This window comes from Pseudomonas sp. 18175 (assembly GCF_050432925.1).
Classification (GTDB): Bacteria; Pseudomonadota; Gammaproteobacteria; order Pseudomonadales; family Pseudomonadaceae; genus Aquipseudomonas.
In genome coordinates this window covers 22461-43404 of the sequence record NZ_JBKFTO010000008.1, presented here as the reverse complement: position 1 = coordinate 43404, position 20944 = coordinate 22461, and the positions used below count along the sequence as shown (strand labels likewise).

Here is a 20944-nt window from a genome sequence, read left to right as displayed (position 1 = left end):
CTTGTCATGTAGGACGAAATGGACGCGATTCGTGGGCTTTGGATGTAGGAAATTGCGTTTTGATGGGGTCTTCTAAATTTCCTACGTCCGCTGTGGATGCTTCTGAAAGACACCTCTTTTTATTCGGGATTTAGCAGTGTGTTGCTCGTCTTTTACTTGCCTAATTCATTGAGCGCAGGTGACGCTTTGCGAGTTAGTCGATTTAACTTTCGGTCTAAATAACGTTAGTTCAGAAGTTGAAAAATATCCGGTTTGGATTCGACGAGGCATATCAGGAGGCGTTGATGCGCAACGGATGGCGAGGATGGAAGTGGGGGCTCTGCCTGACGGCTGTGGCCGTAATGGAGGCGCAAGCGACGACACACGATTGCCCTTCCATTGTTTCGCCCTTGAAGCGCCTGGAATGTTTTGATCTGGCCGCCGGAACACCCGTCCATCATCCACCAGCGGCGGCGCGCGCCCTTGGCCGGGTACTGCCGATTGTCGATCTGGTGCAGCGCAACGAGGCCAAGCGCCCAGCCGAGGATCAGCGTTTTTTGCTGTCGTCGTTTCCAGAGCCGGACAATGAACAGCAACAACGGCTGGTGATCTCTGCTCCAGCCTTGGGTGCGTTGCCGCCTCGGCCGTACCTGGCCATCAGCTGCGAATCGAAAATTTCCCGCCTGCAACTGGTACTGGATGAACCGGCCAAACCCAACAAGATTAGGATCAGGCTGTTCAAGGATGAGCGCCCGGTGTCCGAGGCGTATCAGTGGCAGGTCTTGGACGACGCCGGTCTGGTGGTCGATGCCGGGCGCGGGCTGCAGGCGATTGCCTTGTTACGCAACATGGGCGGCGGCCAGCGCCTGCGGCTGGAAAGTGACTACCCTCGGCTGGACGGCCTGGTGTTCGACGCTGAGGGGCTGGGCGGGCTGATCGAGCAGGAGCGCCAAGTATGTCGCTGGTGATCGACGTGCCGGCGGACACCGTCAAGCTGCTACTGACACCCATCGACCATGAACAGCCTGCTGGGCATTTCGATGTGGAGGATGAAACCTACCAGGCTATTGACCAGGAAATGGTCAAGCTCGGCGGCCTGCATGAAGGCAACATCGACTGGCCGTATATTGACGAAGCCTCCCGCGAATATCTGGCCGCCCAATGCAAGCACTGGCGCATCATCGGCCACCTGCAAGTGGTGTGGTTGCGCACCCGGCAATGGGCGCGCTGGGCCGATGCCCTCGGCCTGTTGGCCGGCATGGTTGAGCTGTATTGGGACAGTGCCTACCCCAAGCCCGGTCCGACTGGCTACCTGAACAAACGCAAGCAGGTACAACGCCTGCTGGCCGAACTTGTGCAGGTGTTGCCGACGTTGGAGCGCAGCAGTTTTGAACCGGCCTATCAAGCCGCGGCGGAATTGGCGCTGGCCAACCTGCAACGCTGCGTTGAAACCGCCAAGCTCGACCCCGCACCGCTGGACGCGTTGCAACGACAGTTGGACAAATACAGCGAGCCGGTCGTTGCTACCGAGCCCATCCGTGCGGCGACTTCCAGCGGCATTCTGGATCCAGCGTTTTTCTCCAGCCCCAAACCGCAAGCGCCGAGCAACGAGCGCGAACAACGCCGCGCTGTGTTGAACATGGCCGAGCAGATCAATCAGCAGGACCCCTACGACCCCACCGGCTACCAATTGCGACGCTTCGGCCTGTGGTCGCATCTGCGCACCGCACCTCCCATCACCAGCGACCGTCGCACCGAACTGACCGCTGTGCCCAAGGACATTGTCGACGGCTACCAGGATGCGCTGAACCACAATGCCCTGGAGCCGAACCTGTTGTTGCGTATCGAAAAGAGCGTGTGCGCCTCGCCGTACTGGTTGCGCGGTAGCTATTTGGCCGCTCAGGTTGCCTCGCGCCTGGCGATGGAGGAAGTGGCCGCCGCAATCCGCCAGACCTGCGAGCGGTTCGTCTGCCGCCTGCCGGCGCTACTGGAGCTGTGTTTCAGCGACGGCACGCCGTTCGTGGATGCACAAACCCAGGCCTGGATCACCGGCGCTGATCAGGCGCAAACCACCGGCAGCCCGGTGCAGGAATACGCGGGTCTACGCGACGAATTGGCCACCCAACTCAACACCGAAGGCGTGGAAGTGGTGCTGCTGCGCCTGCAGGAGCTGCACGCCACCCATGACGCCCCGCGCCAGCGCAGCTACGCCACGGTGATTGCCGCCGACCTGCTGGCGTCCCGTGGCCTCTCGTGGCTGGCGGACGATCTGTACGCCAGCGTTGCGCGGCTGATGCGCGAGACTACGGCGCAGGGCTGGGAGCCGGAGTTGTACCGGAAAGTGGCGCAACCCATCGACGACAGTCATTTGATCAAAGCGGTTAAGGAGTAGGAGCGATTTATGGGGATTGTCTGGGGTTACCTCAAACGCTGGGGCCTGCCGGTGCTGCGTCAGTTCAAGCAGGCGGTGCCCGTACTGGTGCTGCTGGGCGTGGTGTTTTTGTTGATCACCATCTGGTGGTTGGGCCCGCAGTGGACTTGGCGTGAGCGTCGGCCGCTGAGTGAATTGTCGCTGCGTATCTCGGCCAGTGTCGTGGTGCTGGTGGTGCCGTTGCTGATCTGGGCATGGCGGGTGCGTAATCGTTACCACCGGCTGCAGCTTGAACGCCAACATGAAGCCGCAGTGCAAGCCGACCCTTGCCTGCCGTATGTCGAAGCGCAGGAGCGAGCACTGGACCGTAGCCTGGGCAACTTGCTGAACAACATGGAGCGCCGCCGTTCGCTCTATCAACTGCCGTGGTATCTGGTGCTGGGTGAGGAAAATGCCGGCAAGACCAGCCTGATCACCCGCTCCAACCAAAGCTTTGCCTTGTCCCATGTGACCAAGGCTGGGGTCAGGGCGCACCAGGAAGAGCAACTGGCCTATCCGGTGGATTGGTGGATTGGTGACGAGGCTGTGTTGATCGACCCACCCGGTGAGTTCCTCAGTCATCCGCACGCACCCGCTGAAAACGTTGAGCAGCAGGGCAAGGTCAAACCGGTATTGCCTGCTGGTACCCATCCACGCCTATGGCTGCACTTGCTCGACTGGCTGGCACGCAACCGCAGTCGTCGGGCGCTGAATGGGGTGGTATTGGTGATCGATGTGCAGGCCTTGTTGGCGCAACGTCCTGAACAGCGCAAGGCCCACGCCAACCTGCTGCGCACCCGGTTGTTTGAGCTGACGCGCCAGTTGGGAACGCGCCTGCCGGTGTACGTGACGTTGAGCAAATTTGATCTATTGGAAGGCTTCGAAGAATTCTTCGCCCGGTTGTCGCGCAGTGGGCGTGAAGACCTATTGGGCTTCACCTTCAGCCTGGACGCGGTGGATGATTTCGATGCCTGGCTGGCGGAACTGACGCGCCAATACCAAACCTTTGTTGCCTGCCTCAGTGAGCAGATTTTCGACGGCGTCAGGACGTCATCCGGTCTGACCGAACGCGATCGCTTGCAGGCGCTGGTGCACCAGATGGCGGGCCTACGCCCGGCACTGTTCGGCTTCCTGAGTGAAATGCTCGGCAGTGATCGTTTCACCACCCCGGCGCTGGTGCGTGGGCTGTATTTCTCCTCGGTCTTACAACAAGGCACCCTGAGCAATGCTTTCGTCAAAGAAGCAGGGCAAGCCTATCAACTGCCGCCACCGCCCCCCGAGGTCAAACCGGCCGGTGGTACGGCGATTTACTTTGCCCAGCAACTCTTCCAACGGGTGATCTACCCCGAAGCGGGCTTGGCGGGCGACAACATCAAGGTGGCGCGTAATAAGCGGCGACTGCTGATCGCCGGGTTCAGCGTCGCGTCCTTGGGTTGCTTCATAGTCATCGCAACCTGGCAGTTTTACTTCAATATCAACCGCGATAAGGCTGCCAACGTCCTGGCCAAGAGCCAGGATTTCAGTGGCCGGGACATCGACGCCAGGGTCGACACCACCGGTCGCAACCTGCTGGTGCCTCTTGACCAGATTCGTGATGCGGTGCTGGTGTACGGCGACTACCGCGAGGCGTGGCCGTTGCTGTCGGATATGGGGCTGTATCAGGGGAGGGCGATTGGGCCGACAGTGGATGAGGCCTATCTGAATTTGCTGTCCAAACGCTTCCTGCCGGCGATTGCGGGTGGTGTGCTGGAGGCGATCAACACGGCGCCTGCCGGCAGTAATCAACAACTGGCAGCCCTGCGTGTTTACCGCATGCTCGAAGAACGCCAAAACCGCCGCCCGGCCATCGTCGAAGAGTGGGTCGCCAAACAGTGGCAGCGCGCCTATCCGGGCCAGGGCCAGTTGCAGGCCGACTTGATGGGGCACCTGGGTTACGCGCTGAAATATGCCGACGCCGATCTGCCGCACTACCGAGAGCGCATCACCCAGGTGCAACAGCAATTGCGCCAGTTGCCTATGGCCGAACGGGTCTACATGAGCCTGAAACAGGATGCCCTGGAGCGCCTGCATCGCCCGCTGGATCTGCGCAACGAGGTCGGTCCCGCGTTCGATATCGTCTACCGTCCACTGAGCACCGGCCAAGAGGGCAGCGGCCTGCAATTGCCGCCGCTGCTCACCGCCAAGGGCTTCAAGGACTACTTCGAGCCCGGCACCGAGGGCATCATCGAACTGGCCATGATCGACCAGTGGGTGCTCGGCGAACGCCAACGCCTGGACTATTCCGACGAAGACCGCAAAGTGCTAACCCAACGGATCCGCGCCCTGTACAGCGCCGACTATGTCGACAGCTGGCGCCGCGCACTGAATCAGTTTGCGGTCACTGACTTTGACGACCTCAGCCACGGCGTGGCGGTACTGGAACAAGTCACCGGCCCGGCCGCCCCCCTGCGGCGCCTGCTGGAAACCCTGCGCGACAACAGCGTGATCTACCCGTCGGTGCCCTTGGCCGAAGGGCAGGCACCGCTCGCACTGGACAAGGTATCGGACGGCCAACAACAAGCCGCTGGCATCCGGCGTGCGTTCTCCAGCCTGGCCGAGCTGATCACCGCGCGAGGCGAGCAGCCGTCTTATTACGAAGAAAGCCTGCGTTCGGTCAGCGCCGTCTACGATTACGCCAAGGCCGTGCACGACAATCCCGATCACGGCAAGGCGGCGCTGAAAACCGTGCTCAACCGCTTCTCCCTGGGCGGTGCCGACCCTATCGCCAACCTGCAACGCGTCGCCGTGGGCCTGCCCGAACCACTGAACCAGCAGGTCAAAAAACTCGCCGACCAGACCTCGCAGGTACTGGTCATTGCCGCCTTGCGCGAACTGGAAAAACGCTGGGACAGTGAAATCTACAGCTTCTACCGCGACCGCCTGGCAGGTCGCTACCCGTTCAAGGCCAGCGGCGAGGACGCCTCGCTGGAAGACTTCGAAGCCTTCTTCGGCCCGCAGGGGCGCCTGCAGCAGTTCCACGATCAATACCTGAACGTGTTCCTCAAGGACAACCTCGACGCCCTGTACTCCGACAGCCTCGGCGGTTACCTGGTGCGCAGCGATGTGCTGGAACAACTGAAAAAGGTCGAGCGCATCCGCGACACCTTTTTCAACCATCGCGGCCACCTGGCCGTGCAACTCACCATCGAACCCCTGGCCCTCAGCGCCACCCGCCTGAGCAGCATGCTCAGCGTCGACGGGCAACTGATCCCCTATCAGCACGGCGCGCCGCAACGTACCGGGCTGGTGTGGCCCAACAGCCTGGGCAACACCAATGGCAGCCAACTGACGCTGGTACACAGCACGGGCAACACCGCCAGCCTGAGCTATCGCGGGCCGTGGTCACTGTTTCGGCTGCTTAGTCGCGGGCACCTTAATGGCCGCACCGACACCAGCGTGGACCTGACCTTTGCCATTGCTGATGGGCTGATGCGTTATCGCATTGGTGCAGAGAAGGCCAACAACCCGATTACCCAGCGCAGTTTCGACGGGTTTGTGTTGCCGAGGACGTTACTGGAAGAGCGCGGCAGGAAAAAGGCTACTGACAGCGTCACGCAACGCTGAGGAGTACCGCATGATGGATAAGAGCGATAAAGTCCGCAGCTTGAACTATTCGACTCAGGCCCTGGAGCAGCTGGAGGCGTGCTTGCCCCTACTAGGTATGCACCTCCCCGGTACTCGTATGGCCCATACGTTTGTCGTGAAGCAGCTGCGCGACAGCGTGAAGTTCCTGCTGCCTAACTGTGCCGAATTGGTCGACATGAGCGAGCTGCGTCAGGCGCATGTCGATATGGCGCGTCTGCCGTACCCCGTGGTCGCCCTTGAAGCCCCTTGGGTCTGGCCGGACGCAGCCGGTGGTGACAAATACGGTGGCATCCGCTCATCCAAACGCATCGCCCTGTGCTTGACGATGTCCGCGGAAGTGGCCGTTTGGCTGCCGGATACTCGGGAGTTTCTAAACGAAGAGCACGGCGGGGTGATCGTTATCCCGCTGTTCTGGGATGATCGTGCCGGGCTTTGGAGTCTGCCAATGGGCGGTGCCTTCGTGCCACATGACAACGAAGTCAGTGACTATTCTCCTGGAGAGGCCAGCCTGACCAATCAGCTACTGACCGAACCCTATATTGCTGCGGGTGTGCCGCTACGCAAACTGCGCCAGTTTCGCGTATCCCCCTTCCTACTGCTGCCGGAGATTTGCGCTGAAGCACTGGAGCACTCTACGGGAAACGAACTGGCCGCAAGAGTCCTGTCTGATGCGCGTGATGAAGTATCGATGCTGTTGCAAACCTGCGTGGTGCTCAACTGCGCCAATGTCACCACGGCAGAGATCGCCGCACCGAAGTTGATCAATCGCAAGCGCCAGGGAAAAGGAAAACCACCACTCTTCAGCTACCGCGTGCTCCAGATCAGAGCACCGCGTTCAACCGATGTTTCGAGCGGCGGTGGGCAGCACGCTTCGCCGCGCGCGCATCTGCGGCGCGGGCACGTCCGACGGTTGGAAGAGCGGACGGTGTGGGTGCGGCCGGCGATGGTTAATGCTGGGGTGGGCGCGACAACCGGGAAGATTGATAAAGACTACGCGATGCGGCGGTCAACACACTGAAAGACGGTAAGGGGACAGTTCTTGGTTGTATGAATCGCAGGTTGGGCGCCAAGCGGGGAAGTGATTCATTGTTCAGTGGCGTTGTGAGGGGTTGAGTCCACGTAATCCGGTGTGAACCTAGTGGTGAGTTGGATTTCCATCACCACCAGGATTCGCCCAATGAACACCACCACACTGGTTCCCCCGCCCCCCTCAAGCCCCGTGTTGCTTGGTCGTTCGGGCTCACGTCTACCCATCTGCGGCAAGATCCGCGCCGGCATCAAAGTGCTGACCAAGCACGCAGCGCAACAACCGCAAGCGCAATCGCTGTATGACCAGGGCGTTGCTGCCGGTCAATCGTTCGACGAAATCGAAGCCGCTATCCTTACCGCCATTCCCACGCTGAAGCATCCCTTGGTGCCGCGCAATGTGCCGTGGTTCACCGTGCGGGCGCAAGACTTCGCCAACCCGCTGCTGGCCCAGCAGATTCTGGAGGCTTACGGCGAGACACGCGGGGATGGCGAACGCCGGCTGTACCGCTTCCCGGTGGTGTTCCCGTCCGATCACTGGCCCACGGTGATGCCGCACCAACTGGCGGTGTGGGGCTCGCGTGAAAAACGGTATTGGTCACAGTATTCGGCCGATGGCCGCACCCGCCAGTGCTGGTGCCCGGCGCCGTTGCCGAACGGGCAAGGCGCGCGGCCCGTACGACCGTTCGGGGGGCGCCAACCGATGCTGCGGGCCGACAACGGTGGGATCTGCAACCCGGAGGCCTGCCCGCAGTATCAGGCCCGGGAATGCAATCTGGATGGCCGCTTCCTGTTCTTTATCCCCGGCATCCGCTCGGTCAGCGTGTTTGAACTGCACACCCGCAGCTTCTATGCACTGAATGAGGCGATTCAGACCTTCGAAACCATCAGCTTTCTGCGCGGTGGACGTATCTCCGGGTTTCTTGATCGGGAGCGCACGCCGTTTTACCTGAGCAAGCAGTTGCGTGACGTCGCGCATATCGATGAGGACGGCCAGCCGGTACGAGTGCCGCAATGGATCATCAAACTTGAGGCGCCGGTGGACGTGACGGCGTTGCTGCGTGAACGAGACGATCCGGATACCTGCCTGATGCAAGCTGAGGGTGCTACGCAGGTACTGGCCAGCGAGCCGGTGCGTGAGGTTCCTGCCGAGGTGCCGACAGCTGTTGCGCCATTGCCCAAGCCTTCGGCGATTAACAGCGACGAATCCCCCAGCCACGATCAGGTACTGGCGCTGGCCGAGACGTTTGGCCTGGACCCGGACCGCTACGGCGCGTATGCCGATCGACGTTGGGGCACGGGGTGGAAGCTCAATCGCCAGGGCCGACGGCGGGCCTGGGATGAGCTGGAGCGTTATCGCCAGGACCCGGAAGGGTATGCGGACAAGATTGAAACCGAGCTGGCGCGGGCCGCTGGTAGGAGGGCGTGATGCTGCGGGTCGTGCGTTTCCCGGATCGGCACCCCCTGTTACGCCGGGCATGGGCTCAACACCGCTTGCCGTTGGCCGAATGGGCGTTGCAGCAGTGGCAAGCGCGGATGCGTCGCGCCCAGGCACGGGCGCGGGAGCTGGTTGCGCTGCGAGCCGAGAGCGAGCGATTGGCGCAGGAGCAGGCGCGATTGCTGGATGAGCTGGCACAGGTTGATGCGGTCGTGGCGGCGCGGTGCCCGCGTGCGGGGTTGCGAACGTTGCATGCACAAGCCGAGGCGGAGCGAGCGCGACTGTTGCAGGTCCGGGCACAGTTGTATGAGCGCCAAGTGCGGCTGCAGTCACAACTTGTCCCGCCGGAGCAGATCGAGAGAGCCTTGGCGCTGATGAACGGCTGTCTGGGCACTGCCCAACGTCGCGTCGAGCGCATGCGCGCGCTGTTATCGGATAGGACACAGGCATACGACTAGCGAGAGGACATTCGTCAACGACGGACGCCAGTTTCAAGCTTCCGCCGCAGTTGGTACGGTATTGCAGGATGCAACTGCGGCGCCTATAGGCAGGCGCCGCATGGGTGCACCCTCAAAGCAGGCGTTCTTCCGCAGGGTCGCGAAACAGCGGCCATCCATCGGCCACTGCGCCTTCTACATCGAACCCCAGCCACGCCACCTCGGCCTGGATGCTCGCTTCCACGATTTCACGCAGATCGGTTTCCTCCGGCGCAATCTCCAGTGTGCGGCCCAGGTAGAGGAAGGCGCCGTAGGCATGCACATAGGTCTGCACTGACAGCTGGTTGGTCCTGAGCCGGGTGAAGGTGGCGTCGCTCAGGTGCGCGGTCGAAACCACCACCAAGGGTTCACGCAACCGGCGCAGGCTGGCGACACGCCGCGTCTGCTGGTCGCTGGGTTTGGCTGGGCAAAGCCACCGGCACAGCCAAGCCGGGAATCGCAGGTAAGCTCGATACGGGGACATAAGGCACTCCTTCATCAGTCAATGAAGGGCGCCCTCCCGCCAGGGCGGTGCGCCCTTCGGGTCTCGGTGGCCAGCGCAACGTGCGCTGGAACGGCAGTAAATGACGCACGCCGGGTGAGGGGCGTGCGTCGGCGGGACAGTGATTAGACTGCCTCAGTCGGCGTCGCGTTGCCGTTTGCCTTGCCGGCGGGCGACGATCGGCGCTTGCGTGCACTGACGGCCTTGGGCGGCGGCAGTGGCTCGGGTCGTGGTGGGGCGGAGGCGATCATTTCCGGCAGGCATTGCACAGCGATATCCCCGCCGCGCCGCCACGCGCGGCGTAGGGCTCGCCAAGGGCCCAGCAGCACCAGGTTCACCACCCGGGCGATTTGCTGGTCGCGCAGTTGACGTTGCTGGGCGATGCGCAATGACTCGCGGCAGCACAGGTACAGCGCAAGATGCTCGCGGCGCATGACCGCATCATGCTTCATCAGCGTCAGCAGTTCGTTGGCCAGCGTCGGGTCGCGGTGGATGCGTTGATAAAAACCGATCCACAGTTTCTCTTCTTCACGGCTGATGCCGTGACGGTAGGGGCGGTGGGTGGGTGACATCGTGAGGCTCCTGTAGAGACACCAGGGCACACCGCTTCCCGGCCGGGAATAGGTAGATTCCCGGTTGGGGTGAAGTGGGGGGTAATCAAGGCATGGGTAGGCCTGAAAGGCGAAGGCCCCTCTTCTGATGAACAGGGGCCTTCCTCGGGTTGGTCCACTGCAACTGACCAACGCGCGATCCTCAGCCGACACCGACGGATCGCAATGACTGAAGCTCTTATACGGCAGAGCCTCGCAACTCAATGTCGACACACGTAGGGCCGACAGGTAACGCTCAGTAAGGCAGGTGACGACTGCGACGCCAGCAGGGCTGGGCTTCAGGGCGCCGAAGCGCGGCTGAAGGCTGAGCAGGCACGATGCCTGCGAGTAGCCCCGTCAGAATAGAGCTGGTTGGAGCCCAGGCTCAAGGCCTAAACCCTCACTAGGGGCTAAAGGGGGCCGAGTTGGGGGGAGTTGCTGGGCCAGTTTGGCGGACGGGCAGGATCGGCAGTATGCTTGGCTCTGGACCGTTTTACCCCTGTACACCGCCTTCAATCCGGGAGGTCATCATGTCTGAGGCAACCATCGTCATCCAGGTTGATGATGAGCTGAAAACTGCCTTTACCCAGGCAGCCAAGGCACTGGACTGCAGCACTTCGCAGTTGCTGTGCGACTTCATGTGCGCGGTGGTGCAGCAGCAGACTGAGCAAGCAAGCTACGACGCCTGGTTTCGGCAGAAGGTTGAGCGCGCCCTTGCGTCGGTACGTGCCGGTGAGGTGTTCACCGCCGCAGAGGTCGAAGCGCATTTCGCCCAACGTCGGGCCGCCTCGTTGTTGAAGGCGGGCAATACGGGGTCGTGATCCGCGATACGGCCCTATTCAATTTTGGTTGTAGCCGAACACCCGCGACATTAGCACCTCTTTCCAGTGGCTCTCGCGCTTGGCAATTTCCTGCGGTGTGGACTGCAGATCGGCAATCTCCAGCACGGCGAACTGGAAGTCCTGCTGTCGCTGCGCAACCGACCCCAGCTCCTCCACCAGCGCCTTGTTGTGACCATGCCCATTGGCTGCATAAGTGCACCAACGCCCCCAGATCCCCTGTTCGCCATCTGCCTTGCCGACATACAGCTTGCCATTACTGGTGTCTGTGATCAGGTAGACACCTTTCACCGCTGACAGCGCGGTACGCCATGACTCTAGGTTGTGTCGCACAATCAGATCCAGTTCGGCCTTGCTGATGTTGACCCGCTTGAAGCCGGGGAACCGACCAATGCTCACCCGTTCGGGGAGCAGCTCTTCAAGGATCAGGTCTTGCGCGACGGTTTCGCCATAGACGTAGGTCTGGCGCTCCTTGTAGCGGCTACGCAGGAACAGACGACCCTCAAACTCAACCGTCGTAGGCACTCGCTCCAGGCTGTAAAAGAAGTGCGGCTTGGGTTCGGGGCGGGGCTCGCAGCCAGTGGGGCGGAACAGCCCGACGAACAGCCAGCGGGTGTTGTCGGCGCTGTCCTGCACCAGGGAAACCACCCATTCGCGTTCGAAATTGCGCCGGCTTTGCCAACGCTGCCACTCATCGAACTCACCCCGAAGGTAGACGTCCATGGGGGCATCGACACTGTTGTGGCGTGCCAGATGGACTTTGGCGTTGGCGGCGTTGAAGCTCGGCTCTTGCAGCGTCAACAGGTCTAGCAAATACATGGCAATCTACATTCCCAGAGATTGGTGCAGTGCTTAGCGCACAGGTGCCAGTTGCCGCTTAGATGCGAGAGACAGGCGGAGCTTATGGGTCACGTACGTCATGATCCGACCTTCCTCACGCGGATGCGGCTTGCTCGATTCGCTGGTCGAACCGCGTTTCCATAGCCCAAACAGGATGAGCTGGCTGCCCACGGCAAACTGCTGGAGCCACTCAGCGTCAGCATGGCCAACACTGACTTCGAAGTACTCGCGACGATTCGGGTCATCGGTGCGGTTGAGCTGCGACTCGCAGTTCAAGTACGTGGTGGTGTAGGTGGCATCGGCAGGTGGCATCTTGTGTGATTTGACGGTGCCGATGATCGCCAACGGCAGCGCATGGCCGCCGCCCTCTGGCGCCAGTTTCTCCCACACCTCGTCATATCGACCCGATTCATACAGAAAATCGTGCCACGCGATGCGGCGCTTACCGAGCCTCAACGTCAGGTTCGCAGCCAACAGGTCATCGTCCTCGCAAGCGGCGCGCAGTGCCAACAAATCCGTGGTAGTGCGCAGATAGCTGTCCAGTTGCTCCTTGGTTGCACGGAAACCGGTCGGACGTTGCGCGGCGGCGCCACCCGGCGGCAAAGGCCGGGGCGCAGCGGGATTGCCGGAAGCACCACGTCCCTGTAACCCCTGATGCAGGATCAGCAGTCGCAGCTCGCGCTTGCCGTCATCCAGGGCATGCAGGAAGTTTGGGTCAGAGGCGGCGGCCAGGATCAACTTCAAACGACCGGGCGCATCGTAGCGGCAGCCCAGCACATGGTCGGAGTCGCGGCTCAAGCCGATATAGGCGGGCACCTGAATCGGTGTCACGCGGCCTTTGCGGTTTTGCGTGTGCCATTTCACGAAGCGCACGGCATGCCCACATTTAGCATCGTCGCAAAACAGCGCGGGGATGCTCTGCGCATTCTCGTAGCGCGCCTGCAACTGATCGACGGTGTAGGAAGCTCCCTGTGCATCCACTGCCGACAACATCTTGATGCCTTTGCTCATCCGTAGGAATTCCTCTTGGCGACCGAGGCTCGCATCTTAGCGGCTGTTCACTGGGCGGCGACAGCCCTCTGTTCAACGCTCGCCCCTTGAGCGGCACCGTTTCGGCGCGATGCTGAACCTACCGGCCAGCCCGGTGGCTGGCGGCGTTCAACTTCGCAGGAGACAGTCGTATGAAACTCTCGAAACAACAATTTGAAGCGATGGTGGCGAATGCCCCGCGCCGGACCGTGCCATACCACAAACTCTTTCTCCCCCCAACCTATCAAGCGCGGCCAGCGCAGGGCACGGCGTTGATCGGACTGGATGAATTGGCCGCTTCGATCAAGGCGTTGGGGCTGCTGGAGAACCTGATCGTTGTCGAGCGTGCGCGTGGCCGCTTTGCCGTGTGTGGCGGCGGGCGGCGCTGGCGGGCCATGGGCCAGTTGGTCAGCGCGGGCGATTGGCCGGAGAACCACCCGGTGCCCGTGCTGCTGGTGTCGGCCGAGCAGGCGCTGTTGATCAGTCTGGCCGAGAACCATCATCACGTACCGATGCACCCGGCCGAGGAATTTGATGCCTTCGCCAAATTGATCGAGGAAGGCCGTTCGGTCGAAGACGTGGCCGCATGTTTTGGTGTCACACCGTTAGTGGTGAAGCGGCGTATGAAGCTGGCGCGGGTGGCGCCAAAGCTGATGGCGTTGTACCGCGAGGGCGAGATTGAACTCGAATATCTGATGGTGTTGGCCTCGGTCGATGACCATGCCCGGCAAGAGCAGGCGTGGGATGCCTTGCCGATCTGGAATCGACAGGTCAGCCAACTGCGCGCACTGCTGACCCAAGACGAACTCCCCTCGACTGATCGGCTGGTGCGCTGGGTGACCTTGGAGGCCTACGAACAGGCAGGCGGTAAGGTGCGCCCCGATCTGTTCAGCGATGCAGGTACGGCCTACCTGAGCGATCGCCCGCTGCTGGAGCAGTTGGCGTTGCAACGCTTGGCGCACACGGCGACACAGTTGCAGGCCGAGGGATGGCGCTGGGTCGACACGCAGTTGCGCTATGACTACGGCACCTATGGGGGATTCGTTCGTCTGCACGCGCAGGAGCGCGAGCCGACCCCTGACGAGGCGCAGCGGCGGGAGGAATGTGAGGCGCAGATAGCTGCGTTAGCCGAGCAGTTGGAGAACATGGATGAGGACGAAGATGAGGAGGCCTGCCAGTCGCTCAGGGACAGCCTTGATGCGTTGGAGTCCGAGCAAGAGGCCGCCGGGCTCGCTCGCCTGCACTGGCCCGAGGCGGTTAAGGCGCAGGCCGGCTGCGTGGTGTTTGTGGACCAGGATGGCACCCCCGCAGTGAAATATGGTTTGGTCCGGCCTGGGGCACGCGCTGCACCGACTTCAGCCCAGAGCGGCGGTCCTGTCGAGGACGGGGAGGACCAAGAAGGCAGTGCCGAGGCTATCGTCGAGGCGCCGTCGCGGGCGGTGCATAGCAAAGACTTGATGCGCTGCCTGACCGCGCATCGGGTTACTGCGCTGCAGGCCGAACTGATCCAGCGTCCAGAGGTGGCATTGGCGGTGTTGACCGCGCAGTTGGTGCAACAGGTGTTCGCTTGCCACGATTACCGCTTTTCGTTGTCGAGCCAGCCCCTGGCGATTCAACTGACCGACAGTCAACCGGAACTGCTCAAGACGTTGGAGGGGCAGGAGCATTGCCCGGCGCTGGCGGCGGTGGATGCTGCCAGCACCCGCTGGCAGGACGGATTGCCCAACGACCTGACGCTGAGCAACCTGGTGCCGTGGTTGCTGGGGCAGCCGCAAGCGCAGGTACTGCAACTGTTGGCGCTGCTGGTGGCCCGTGCCTTGACCGGGATCTACAGCGTGGAATCGGACCACTATTGCACCGATGCCGTGGCCGACGCGGTGGCGTTGGACATGACGCAGTGGTGGCAGCCGACCGCTGCGGGCTATTTCAAGCATGTGGCCAAGCAGCGGATTGTCGCGGTGGTAAGCGAGGCGGTGGATACGCGGGCGGCGTGCCCGCTGGAAGGCTTGAAGAAGGAACTGTGTGCGCTGCAAGCCGAGCAACTGGTGGCAGGGCTTGGTTGGCTGCCGGCGTGCCTGCGCCGACACACCGACACTGCCGAAAGCGAGCCTGATTTTGAGCCTCAGGCCGAGACTGAATCGCTGGAGTCCGTCTGATCGAGGGGGCCAAGGGCGACGCTACCAAGCGTTGCCCTCGGCATTCCGTCATGTCGGTGTCTTTCGCCGTCGACCTCTGCCCGTACCGCCAAGATAGGCGCCCGATGCGCGGGGCCGAGCATGGCCCGCCAGCTCCGCGACGGTGCGGCGCGCCGCCAGGTCTTGATCACGCGGGATAGCGTCGGGTGATCCCCGTACGGGGGGCGCAACCCCAGTCAGCGTCTCATAGCGTTCAATCAACACTTGATGCCGCAGGCCATGGGCGGTGACGCCGCGCACCGCGTGCGTTAGCCCGAATTTCGCCATCACATAGTCAAAACGCCGCAGGTTGGCGCGCAGATCACGGGTCGGGTCACCCAGCGGCGCGTCCGTGTGGCTGACCACCTGTTGCGCTTCAGTCAGCGCGTCTCGCCGTGCTGGCGAATCAACCGGCAACCAACGCACCCGTCCGCCTTTGCCGGTGACGCGTAGGCAAAGCCCCTGTACGGGATGTTCCTGGGCATGTGCAAAGGGCCGACACAGCACCGACTCCTTGCGGCGTAGGCCAAACGCCAGGATCAGCCGCAACGCGGCGCCGACATACCGGTCGAATGCCTGCACCTGCTCAATTACGGTTTCCGCCACCACGCCCTGTGCCGACCAACTATGGTCGTACAGGGCGTTTTCGTGTCGCCGGTACTCGGTGGGCGTCAGCCCGTAGAACGCCGGTGCGCGCACCAGCCCCGGCTTGCCCACCCAGCACGCCAATCCACGCAGAAAGCTCAGGTACGTCTGGATCGTAGCGGCGGCCAAGCCTTCTGCCGACCACACGCCGGCCATGGCACGCAGGTGCTTTTGCCGCAGGCGACGCGGATCCGGCAGGGTGTTGAAACCGGCCTTGGCACGCAGGTCTACGTAGAAACGCCGCAAAAACGCTGCCCGTTCGTGCCGGGTTTTGTGCGACACGGTCTTTTCCCGCGCCGTGTGCTGCGTATTGAACAACTCGATCAACACCTCCAGCACCCGCAGTGGGTCACAGCGCCCAGGTGGGTAGCGATCCAGTACCTGCTGCGGCGTCAGCCCCGCCCATGCCGAGCGGCGCGTGGGTGCCGGTGCTGGACGGAGAGGGTGGGTCATGTTGGTCCTCCAACGCAGTCAATGAACGGCGGGTGGTGGTTTTCCCCCAAGGGTGTCCTGTGCAGCCATCAGGCCGCATCAGACTCGGTCGTGCTTAAAAATGGAACGGGTGATCCGACTCGGTTGTGCGGTTAAGCAACGTCCAAGGATGGGGATGACGCAGGCCTCAAGGGCACTCGCCATCGACGACCAGTCGAGCCGGTCGTGTGCAGTGGGGATCGACACTGAAAGTAGCGTCCTCCCTTCGCCGGGGGCCGCCCCTGACCGAAGTACGGGGCGGTGTCGAAGGTCTGGGCAAGAACGTGCGGGGCGCCCTATGGGCGTTCACACCGCACGCTGCGTTCAACGCGGGCTCAGGTTGAGGACGGGACGCGGCGGACGATTCCAGATCGTCACGGCGACAGCAGGCCGAGCGTGCTTCAGCGAGCAGGGCATCGGCAGCGAGGACAGGAATACAGATCGGCTGGCCTCGGGGGCCAGTGTGACACGGGCTAAGGCGATTGACGCTCGCAACGCCTGGTCGCTTCGCGATGAAGCCGCCGCAGGAGGCGTGGAACGCTTGCAGTTGACCGCAGGCCATGTAGCCGGTCAAGCGCCGACGCCCTGCCAGCGCGGCCAAAGCGCAGGCATACGCCGGGCGAGTGCAGGTTTGCAACATGGCCTTGAGGACGATTTATTTTACGCTAGGCGTATCAGGCCAGACGCAGCGGGGACTTGACCGCTGTTGATTGGGCCTCTGGTTTCGAACGTGCCGGCAGACCGAGCGGAATGCTCGTTGGCGGATCGAGACGGAAGAGGGCATCGGTCGCAGTGGAGCGGTTGACCGCTGCGATTGGCGTGCGAGCTTAGGTGGGAGTGCCATGGTCGCCGTGAATACAGTGCAGGGCCAGTCTAGCCCCAGTCGCAGTTAACGGCGGGAACGTGGCTTACCAAAGGGCGTCGCTTGATGACGCTCAGGCATTGTCTGTTCGCAGGAGTACTGCCATGAACATGATCGTCCGCGCCATCGACGTGGGCTACGGCTATACGAAATACGTCACGGGGCAGGACGGCGACGCCATTCGCTGCGCGCACTTTCCCTCCCTGGCCTATCCCTCATCCCGTGACCCGGCGGGCACGCTGGGTGCGGATCGTCGTCGCACCGTGGCCATCCCCATCGGTGAGCTGTTCTACGAGGTCGGCCCCGACGTGCAACTGGCCGCCGACAGCTTCCGTGCCGCGCAGATCCACGACAGCTATATCGACACCCCCGAGTACCTGGCCCTGGCCCGTGGCGCCCTACGGCTGATGAAGGTTGAGCACATCGACCTGCTGGTGGTGGGCTTGCCGGTGGCCTTGTATGTGACGCAAAAGGCCAAGCTGGAAAAGCTGATGACCGGCAGCCATGACCTGGGCGCGGGTAAAACCGTGCAAGTGCGCAAGGCCTTGGCCATGGCCCAACCCAATGGCGCGCTGATCGATTACGCCACCCAGCAGAACCGGGTAATAGCGATGGAGCAGGAGTTCAGCCTGGTTATCGATCCTGGGGCGCGCACTTTCGACTGGCTGGTGGCGCGTGGCATGAAGCTGTCGTCCAAGCGCAGCCACTCGGTGAACCGTGGGGTGATCGACATCCTGCAGATCATCGCCGACGACATCAGCCAGGAAATCGGACAGCCGTACACGCAGTTGGAGGTGATCGATCAGGCATTGCGCCGGGGCAAGGCGGTGCCCATTTTTCAGCAGGCTTATAGCCTGGCGCGCATGCGCCCGGTGGTGGACAGCGTCGCCCGCCAAGCCGTGGGCGCGATGCTGCGCCGGGTCGGTGAGAGCTATGACGTGCAGAACGTGATCCTGGTCGGCGGCGGGGCCTACCTGTTCAAGAAAGCGGTCAAGGACGCGTTCTCCCGGCACCGAGTGCTTGAGGTCAAAGAGCCGCTGTATGCCAACCTGCGCGGCTATCAGATCGCGGGAATGGACTATTCCCGTACTGTGAGGCAATCCGGAAAAACCGGGCAGGGAGGTGTGGTATGACACAGCCTGGCGCGTCGTCGCCCTCGGTGCGGCTGTTGTTTGAGATTGCGCGTGAGGACAACCCGCGTCTGTACGACGATCTGATGCGTTTTAACAAAGGGCCGAAGCGGGTCAATCGTCTGCGCTTTCTGGCCTACGAGGGCCTGTTGGCGCAACTCGGAATAGGCGTCGTGGCACGCTCTGGCGGTGCGATGGAGCGTGAGCGGGATGCCGACAGTGCGTCACAGGTAGTGCAGGCCTTCGATTTGCCCTCGGATGCCTAGAACGGGCTGAGGGCTTGACGCTGCAAGAGGCTGCGTAATCTTTAATCTGCCGACCACGGATTTGGGTCGGTCTGTTTGCCGGTCGGAGGAAAGGACCTGGACGTTCCTGCCGGCGCCTACTCAATGGAGGTGTGGCATGCAACGTAACATTGCCAAACGCTTGGAGAGTCGGTCCCCGCGGCTTCACTACGGTAAGGTGCCCGGTCTATTAAACGAGCTGCAACTGCGTCCCGAGGTGGCGGCGCGAGTGCTTCAGTTGATCATCTTGTCCGCCTGCCGACCCACCGAGGTGATGAATGCTCGTTGGCAGGACATTGATTGGCGAACCCTGAGGTGGACAATTCCGGCGGCCAACACCAAGTCCGGCCGGACGCATATAGTTCCCTTTGTGCCGGCCATGGCCACGGTGTTGATAAGCCTGCGTGGCTTGGACGAAGAGTGTCTTTTACCCCGTTCCTGGGCGCGTTCTTGGGCCGTCTTGCAGATCTCCGCATTGCTTCGTCGCATGGGGTATAAGGCGATCGTGCCGCGTGATTTTCGACTCTGCTTTTTTGACTGGGCCGTTGACCAAGGCCGTTACTCGCAGCCTTTGATCTGCAAGGCCCTGGGTCATGATGCCTCGACGGACCCTTGCGAGCCTGCGGCAAACACCGAGTCTTTACGCGAACGCTGGCACTTAATGCAAGCCTGGTCGTTGTACTGCTTGTCCGAGTCCCTGACGGGCTATCTGGATGAGGCATGACTCCCCTGGTGTGATGGGTGAAACCCTGCCCTTCGGTACGCCGAGAAGCTTGTACCGGTAGGCAGGGGCGGAGGTGCACTATGCCTCGTGGCTATAACAAACTGACGGCCTTGAAAGTGACCCGGCTGACCAAGCCGGGTCGCTACAGCGATGGCGGCAACCTGTACCTGCAGGTGTCCAAGGCCAATGGCAAAAGCTGGTTGTTCCGGGTCGAGCGGCAAGCGATCACGCGGTGGATGGGGTTGGGCTCGGCCCGTACGGTGAGTCTGGAGCAGGCCCGGGAGCTGGCCAAGGAGGCACGCTGGTGTGTGCTCAATGGCATTGATCCAGTGGAGAAGCGTCGAGAGAGTGTGCAGCTCAAGCAGTTGGAGCAGCTCAGTAGCCCGGACTTTGAAACCTGCGCCAAGGCCTACATCGAAATGCGTGCACCTTCTTGGAAGCATGCCAAGCACCGCCAGCAATGGGAAAACACCCTGGCGACGTACGCCTATCCGCTGATCGGCTCGCTCAAGGTCAAGTTCATTGAGACGGCTCAGGTCCTGCAGGTGCTGGAACCCATTTGGCTGACCATCCCCGAGTCGGCGTCGCGCTTGCGCGGACGGCTGGAGCGCATTCTGTCCTGGGCCAAGGTGCAGGGATATCGAGAGGGCGACAATCCGGCCTGTTGGCGGGGCCATCTACAGGAGTTGTTGCCGCAACGCACGGCGGTACGTGCGATCAAGCACCATGCCGCGTTGCCGCACGTAGAAATTGCGCAATTCTTGCGTGCGCTTGATACCCATGGGGAAGCTTCGGCTTCGGCGCTGGCGTTAAAGCTCACCGTGCTCAGTGCCTGTCGAACCAGCGAAGTGCTTGGCGCCGAGTGGAGCGAGTTTGACTGGACTCATCGAGTCTGGACGATCCCTGCGGTGCGGATGAAGCGTAAGCGGCCTCATCGGGTGCCGTTGGTACCGGCGATGCAGGTGATTTTGGAGCAGCAGCGGGGGATGAATGACACCTGGGTCTTTCCCGGCAATCGTGCGGGCCGCCCCATTTCCAATATGTCGATGCTGATGATGCTTCGGCGCATGAACCGCGAAGACATCACCGTGCATGGTTTTCGTTCCTGCTTCCGAGACTGGGCCGCCGAGCTGACACACTATCCCAGCGAGGTCGCTGAGATGGCCTTGTCACATAAGGTAGGCAGTAAGGTGGAGCAGGCCTACCTACGCACAGACATGTTTGAACGTCGCCGAAAAATCCTCGACGATTGGGCGGCGTATTGCCTGCCGTTCCCCAGTGAGCACCGCCTAGAACTGATGCTGGATTGCGAGTTCACTGACATGAGCGCCCAGGCCAAGCTGATCTCGCTGGCGTTGGTCGCCGCCAATAGTCAAACCCTGTATGTAGAAGTGCCCGGTAACTATGAGCCGTCCCAATGCAGCGCGTTTGTGCAGGAACACGTACTGCCGCAACTGAAACCTGAGCAATGGGGACGGGGCTGGGCGCAGGCGCAGCAGGAGGTCATCCAGTTCCTGGCCCGCTTTGCGCAGCCCGTGGTCATTTGCACCGAGTTGCCCGAGTGGGATTGGCGGTTCTTCTGTCAGATAGTTACCGTTGGACGGCAATGGCCCGCCAATGTCTTTCCGCGTCCGCGGGTTTTGGCCACCCCAGACGTGACAAGGGGCAGAGCACAACACCACGCCTTGGCGGATGCGCAGGCATTGCTTGAATGCTGGCAACGGCAACAGTCGGTCGAAACGTCCGACACCGTGTCGCATCCAGCATCTTCAGATGCGACCAATAGTGAAATGCCCTGACATTGGGGGGCATTCAGCCCACCCAAATCCCAAGAAATCCCGGAAAATATTCCGCGTCATTAACCAATAGCGACCTGTGCTCGCCATGCCTGGGCATAGGCA

The 20944-nt window shown here is 61.8% G+C and carries 17 protein-coding genes; 12 read left to right on the top strand and 5 right to left on the bottom strand.

What is annotated here, in order from left to right:
- The first annotated feature begins 284 nt into the window (after nucleotides 1-284).
- From vasI to ACLD1Y_RS12800, 6 genes are all read left to right on the top strand, one after another.
- On the top strand, nucleotides 285-947 hold the full coding sequence (gene vasI / locus ACLD1Y_RS12825) for a type VI secretion system-associated protein VasI (RefSeq protein ID WP_429478318.1): 663 nt from the start codon (nucleotides 285-287) through the stop codon (nucleotides 945-947).
- Nucleotides 935-2371: a type VI secretion system protein TssA gene (tssA, locus tag ACLD1Y_RS12820; protein ID WP_429478317.1), complete on the top strand. Its 1437-nt coding sequence runs from the start codon at nucleotides 935-937 to the stop codon at nucleotides 2369-2371. The genes vasI and tssA overlap by 13 nt, the downstream gene beginning before the upstream one ends.
- Before the next feature lie 9 nt (nucleotides 2372-2380).
- Nucleotides 2381-5992, top strand: a complete 3612-nt coding sequence (gene tssM / locus ACLD1Y_RS12815; protein ID WP_429478316.1) for a type VI secretion system membrane subunit TssM — start codon at nucleotides 2381-2383, stop codon at nucleotides 5990-5992.
- A 10-nt stretch (nucleotides 5993-6002) separates the two neighbouring features.
- Entirely contained in the window at nucleotides 6003-7031 is a 1029-nt protein-coding gene (locus ACLD1Y_RS12810; protein ID WP_429478315.1) for a hypothetical protein, read from the top strand.
- A 159-nt stretch (nucleotides 7032-7190) separates the two neighbouring features.
- Nucleotides 7191-8468 (top strand): hypothetical protein, encoded by a 1278-nt coding sequence (locus ACLD1Y_RS12805; RefSeq protein ID WP_429478314.1) that lies wholly within the window; start codon nucleotides 7191-7193, stop codon nucleotides 8466-8468.
- Nucleotides 8465-8935: a hypothetical protein gene (locus tag ACLD1Y_RS12800; RefSeq protein ID WP_429478313.1), complete on the top strand. Its 471-nt coding sequence runs from the start codon at nucleotides 8465-8467 to the stop codon at nucleotides 8933-8935. The genes ACLD1Y_RS12805 and ACLD1Y_RS12800 overlap by 4 nt, the downstream gene beginning before the upstream one ends.
- A 112-nt stretch (nucleotides 8936-9047) precedes the next feature.
- On the opposite strand, the gene ACLD1Y_RS12795 is transcribed toward ACLD1Y_RS12800, so the two are convergent.
- Entirely contained in the window at nucleotides 9048-9437 is a 390-nt protein-coding gene (locus ACLD1Y_RS12795) for a hypothetical protein (protein ID WP_429478312.1), read from the bottom strand.
- Between the two features lie 143 nt (nucleotides 9438-9580).
- Nucleotides 9581-10027 carry a hypothetical protein gene (locus ACLD1Y_RS12790; RefSeq protein ID WP_429478311.1) on the bottom strand — a complete coding sequence of 149 codons (447 nt, stop codon included), beginning with the start codon at nucleotides 10025-10027 and terminating at the stop codon, nucleotides 9581-9583.
- Between the two features lie 548 nt (nucleotides 10028-10575).
- Here ACLD1Y_RS12790 and ACLD1Y_RS12785 point away from each other — a divergent pair.
- Entirely contained in the window at nucleotides 10576-10866 is a 291-nt protein-coding gene (locus tag ACLD1Y_RS12785) for a hypothetical protein (protein WP_429478310.1), read from the top strand.
- Between the two features lie 18 nt (nucleotides 10867-10884).
- Here the strand turns inward: ACLD1Y_RS12785 and ACLD1Y_RS12780 are convergent, their stop codons facing one another.
- Both ACLD1Y_RS12780 and ACLD1Y_RS12775 read right to left on the bottom strand, forming a co-directional pair.
- A complete protein-coding gene (locus ACLD1Y_RS12780; protein WP_429478309.1) occupies nucleotides 10885-11703 on the bottom strand; it encodes a GIY-YIG nuclease family protein in 819 nt (272 codons plus the stop codon).
- Between the two features lie 33 nt (nucleotides 11704-11736).
- Nucleotides 11737-12735: a hypothetical protein gene (locus ACLD1Y_RS12775; RefSeq protein ID WP_429478308.1), complete on the bottom strand. Its 999-nt coding sequence runs from the start codon at nucleotides 12733-12735 to the stop codon at nucleotides 11737-11739.
- Nucleotides 12736-12905: 170 nt separating this feature from the next.
- Here ACLD1Y_RS12775 and ACLD1Y_RS12770 point away from each other — a divergent pair, with 170 nt between their 5' ends.
- Nucleotides 12906-14909: a ParB/RepB/Spo0J family partition protein gene (locus tag ACLD1Y_RS12770; RefSeq protein ID WP_429478307.1), complete on the top strand. Its 2004-nt coding sequence runs from the start codon at nucleotides 12906-12908 to the stop codon at nucleotides 14907-14909.
- 48 nt (nucleotides 14910-14957) lie between these two features.
- On the opposite strand, the gene ACLD1Y_RS12765 is transcribed toward ACLD1Y_RS12770, so the two are convergent.
- A complete protein-coding gene (locus tag ACLD1Y_RS12765) occupies nucleotides 14958-16025 on the bottom strand; it encodes an integrase domain-containing protein (protein ID WP_429478306.1) in 1068 nt (355 codons plus the stop codon).
- A 984-nt stretch (nucleotides 16026-17009) separates the two neighbouring features.
- Between ACLD1Y_RS12765 and ACLD1Y_RS12760 the strand changes: the two genes are divergently transcribed.
- The 4 genes from ACLD1Y_RS12760 (at nucleotide 17010) to ACLD1Y_RS12745 (ending at nucleotide 20842) form a co-directional block, all read left to right on the top strand.
- Nucleotides 17010-18038 carry a PRTRC system protein D gene (locus ACLD1Y_RS12760; protein WP_429478305.1) on the top strand — a complete coding sequence of 343 codons (1029 nt, stop codon included), beginning with the start codon at nucleotides 17010-17012 and terminating at the stop codon, nucleotides 18036-18038.
- Complete coding sequence (locus tag ACLD1Y_RS12755) at nucleotides 18035-18301, top strand: hypothetical protein (RefSeq protein ID WP_429478304.1); 267 nt, start codon at nucleotides 18035-18037, stop codon at nucleotides 18299-18301. The genes ACLD1Y_RS12760 and ACLD1Y_RS12755 overlap by 4 nt, the downstream gene beginning before the upstream one ends.
- Nucleotides 18302-18437: 136 nt before the next feature.
- Nucleotides 18438-19043, top strand: coding sequence for a tyrosine-type recombinase/integrase (locus tag ACLD1Y_RS12750; RefSeq protein WP_429478303.1), 606 nt, complete (start codon nucleotides 18438-18440; stop codon nucleotides 19041-19043).
- 80 nt (nucleotides 19044-19123) lie between these two features.
- The gene (locus ACLD1Y_RS12745; RefSeq protein ID WP_429478302.1) at nucleotides 19124-20842 is read left to right on the top strand and encodes a tyrosine-type recombinase/integrase; all 1719 of its coding nucleotides are present in this window, start codon (nucleotides 19124-19126) and stop codon (nucleotides 20840-20842) included.
- Nucleotides 20843-20944: the final 102 nt, after the last annotated feature.

What these genes read in the sequence shown, in the direction of transcription:
- tssM (WP_429478316.1), top strand. Translation starts at nt 2,381, where the DNA reads ATGGGGATTGTCTGGGGTTACCTCAAACGCTGGGGCCTGCCGGTGCTG.
- ACLD1Y_RS12750 (WP_429478303.1), top strand. Translation starts at nt 18,438, where the DNA reads ATGCAACGTAACATTGCCAAACGCTTGGAGAGTCGGTCCCCGCGGCTT.
- ACLD1Y_RS12755 (WP_429478304.1), top strand. Translation starts at nt 18,035, where the DNA reads ATGACACAGCCTGGCGCGTCGTCGCCCTCGGTGCGGCTGTTGTTTGAG.
- ACLD1Y_RS12805 (WP_429478314.1), top strand. Translation starts at nt 7,191, where the DNA reads ATGAACACCACCACACTGGTTCCCCCGCCCCCCTCAAGCCCCGTGTTG.
- vasI (WP_429478318.1), top strand. Translation starts at nt 285, where the DNA reads ATGCGCAACGGATGGCGAGGATGGAAGTGGGGGCTCTGCCTGACGGCT.
- ACLD1Y_RS12785 (WP_429478310.1), top strand. Translation starts at nt 10,576, where the DNA reads ATGTCTGAGGCAACCATCGTCATCCAGGTTGATGATGAGCTGAAAACT.
- ACLD1Y_RS12790 (WP_429478311.1), bottom strand. Translation starts at nt 10,027, where the DNA reads ATGTCACCCACCCACCGCCCCTACCGTCACGGCATCAGCCGTGAAGAA.
- ACLD1Y_RS12770 (WP_429478307.1), top strand. Translation starts at nt 12,906, where the DNA reads ATGAAACTCTCGAAACAACAATTTGAAGCGATGGTGGCGAATGCCCCG.
- ACLD1Y_RS12760 (WP_429478305.1), top strand. Translation starts at nt 17,010, where the DNA reads ATGAACATGATCGTCCGCGCCATCGACGTGGGCTACGGCTATACGAAA.
- ACLD1Y_RS12795 (WP_429478312.1), bottom strand. Translation starts at nt 9,437, where the DNA reads ATGTCCCCGTATCGAGCTTACCTGCGATTCCCGGCTTGGCTGTGCCGG.
- ACLD1Y_RS12745 (WP_429478302.1), top strand. Translation starts at nt 19,124, where the DNA reads ATGCCTCGTGGCTATAACAAACTGACGGCCTTGAAAGTGACCCGGCTG.
- ACLD1Y_RS12775 (WP_429478308.1), bottom strand. Translation starts at nt 12,735, where the DNA reads ATGAGCAAAGGCATCAAGATGTTGTCGGCAGTGGATGCACAGGGAGCT.
- tssA (WP_429478317.1), top strand. Translation starts at nt 935, where the DNA reads ATGTCGCTGGTGATCGACGTGCCGGCGGACACCGTCAAGCTGCTACTG.
- ACLD1Y_RS12810 (WP_429478315.1), top strand. Translation starts at nt 6,003, where the DNA reads ATGATGGATAAGAGCGATAAAGTCCGCAGCTTGAACTATTCGACTCAG.
- ACLD1Y_RS12780 (WP_429478309.1), bottom strand. Translation starts at nt 11,703, where the DNA reads ATGTATTTGCTAGACCTGTTGACGCTGCAAGAGCCGAGCTTCAACGCC.
- ACLD1Y_RS12765 (WP_429478306.1), bottom strand. Translation starts at nt 16,025, where the DNA reads ATGACCCACCCTCTCCGTCCAGCACCGGCACCCACGCGCCGCTCGGCA.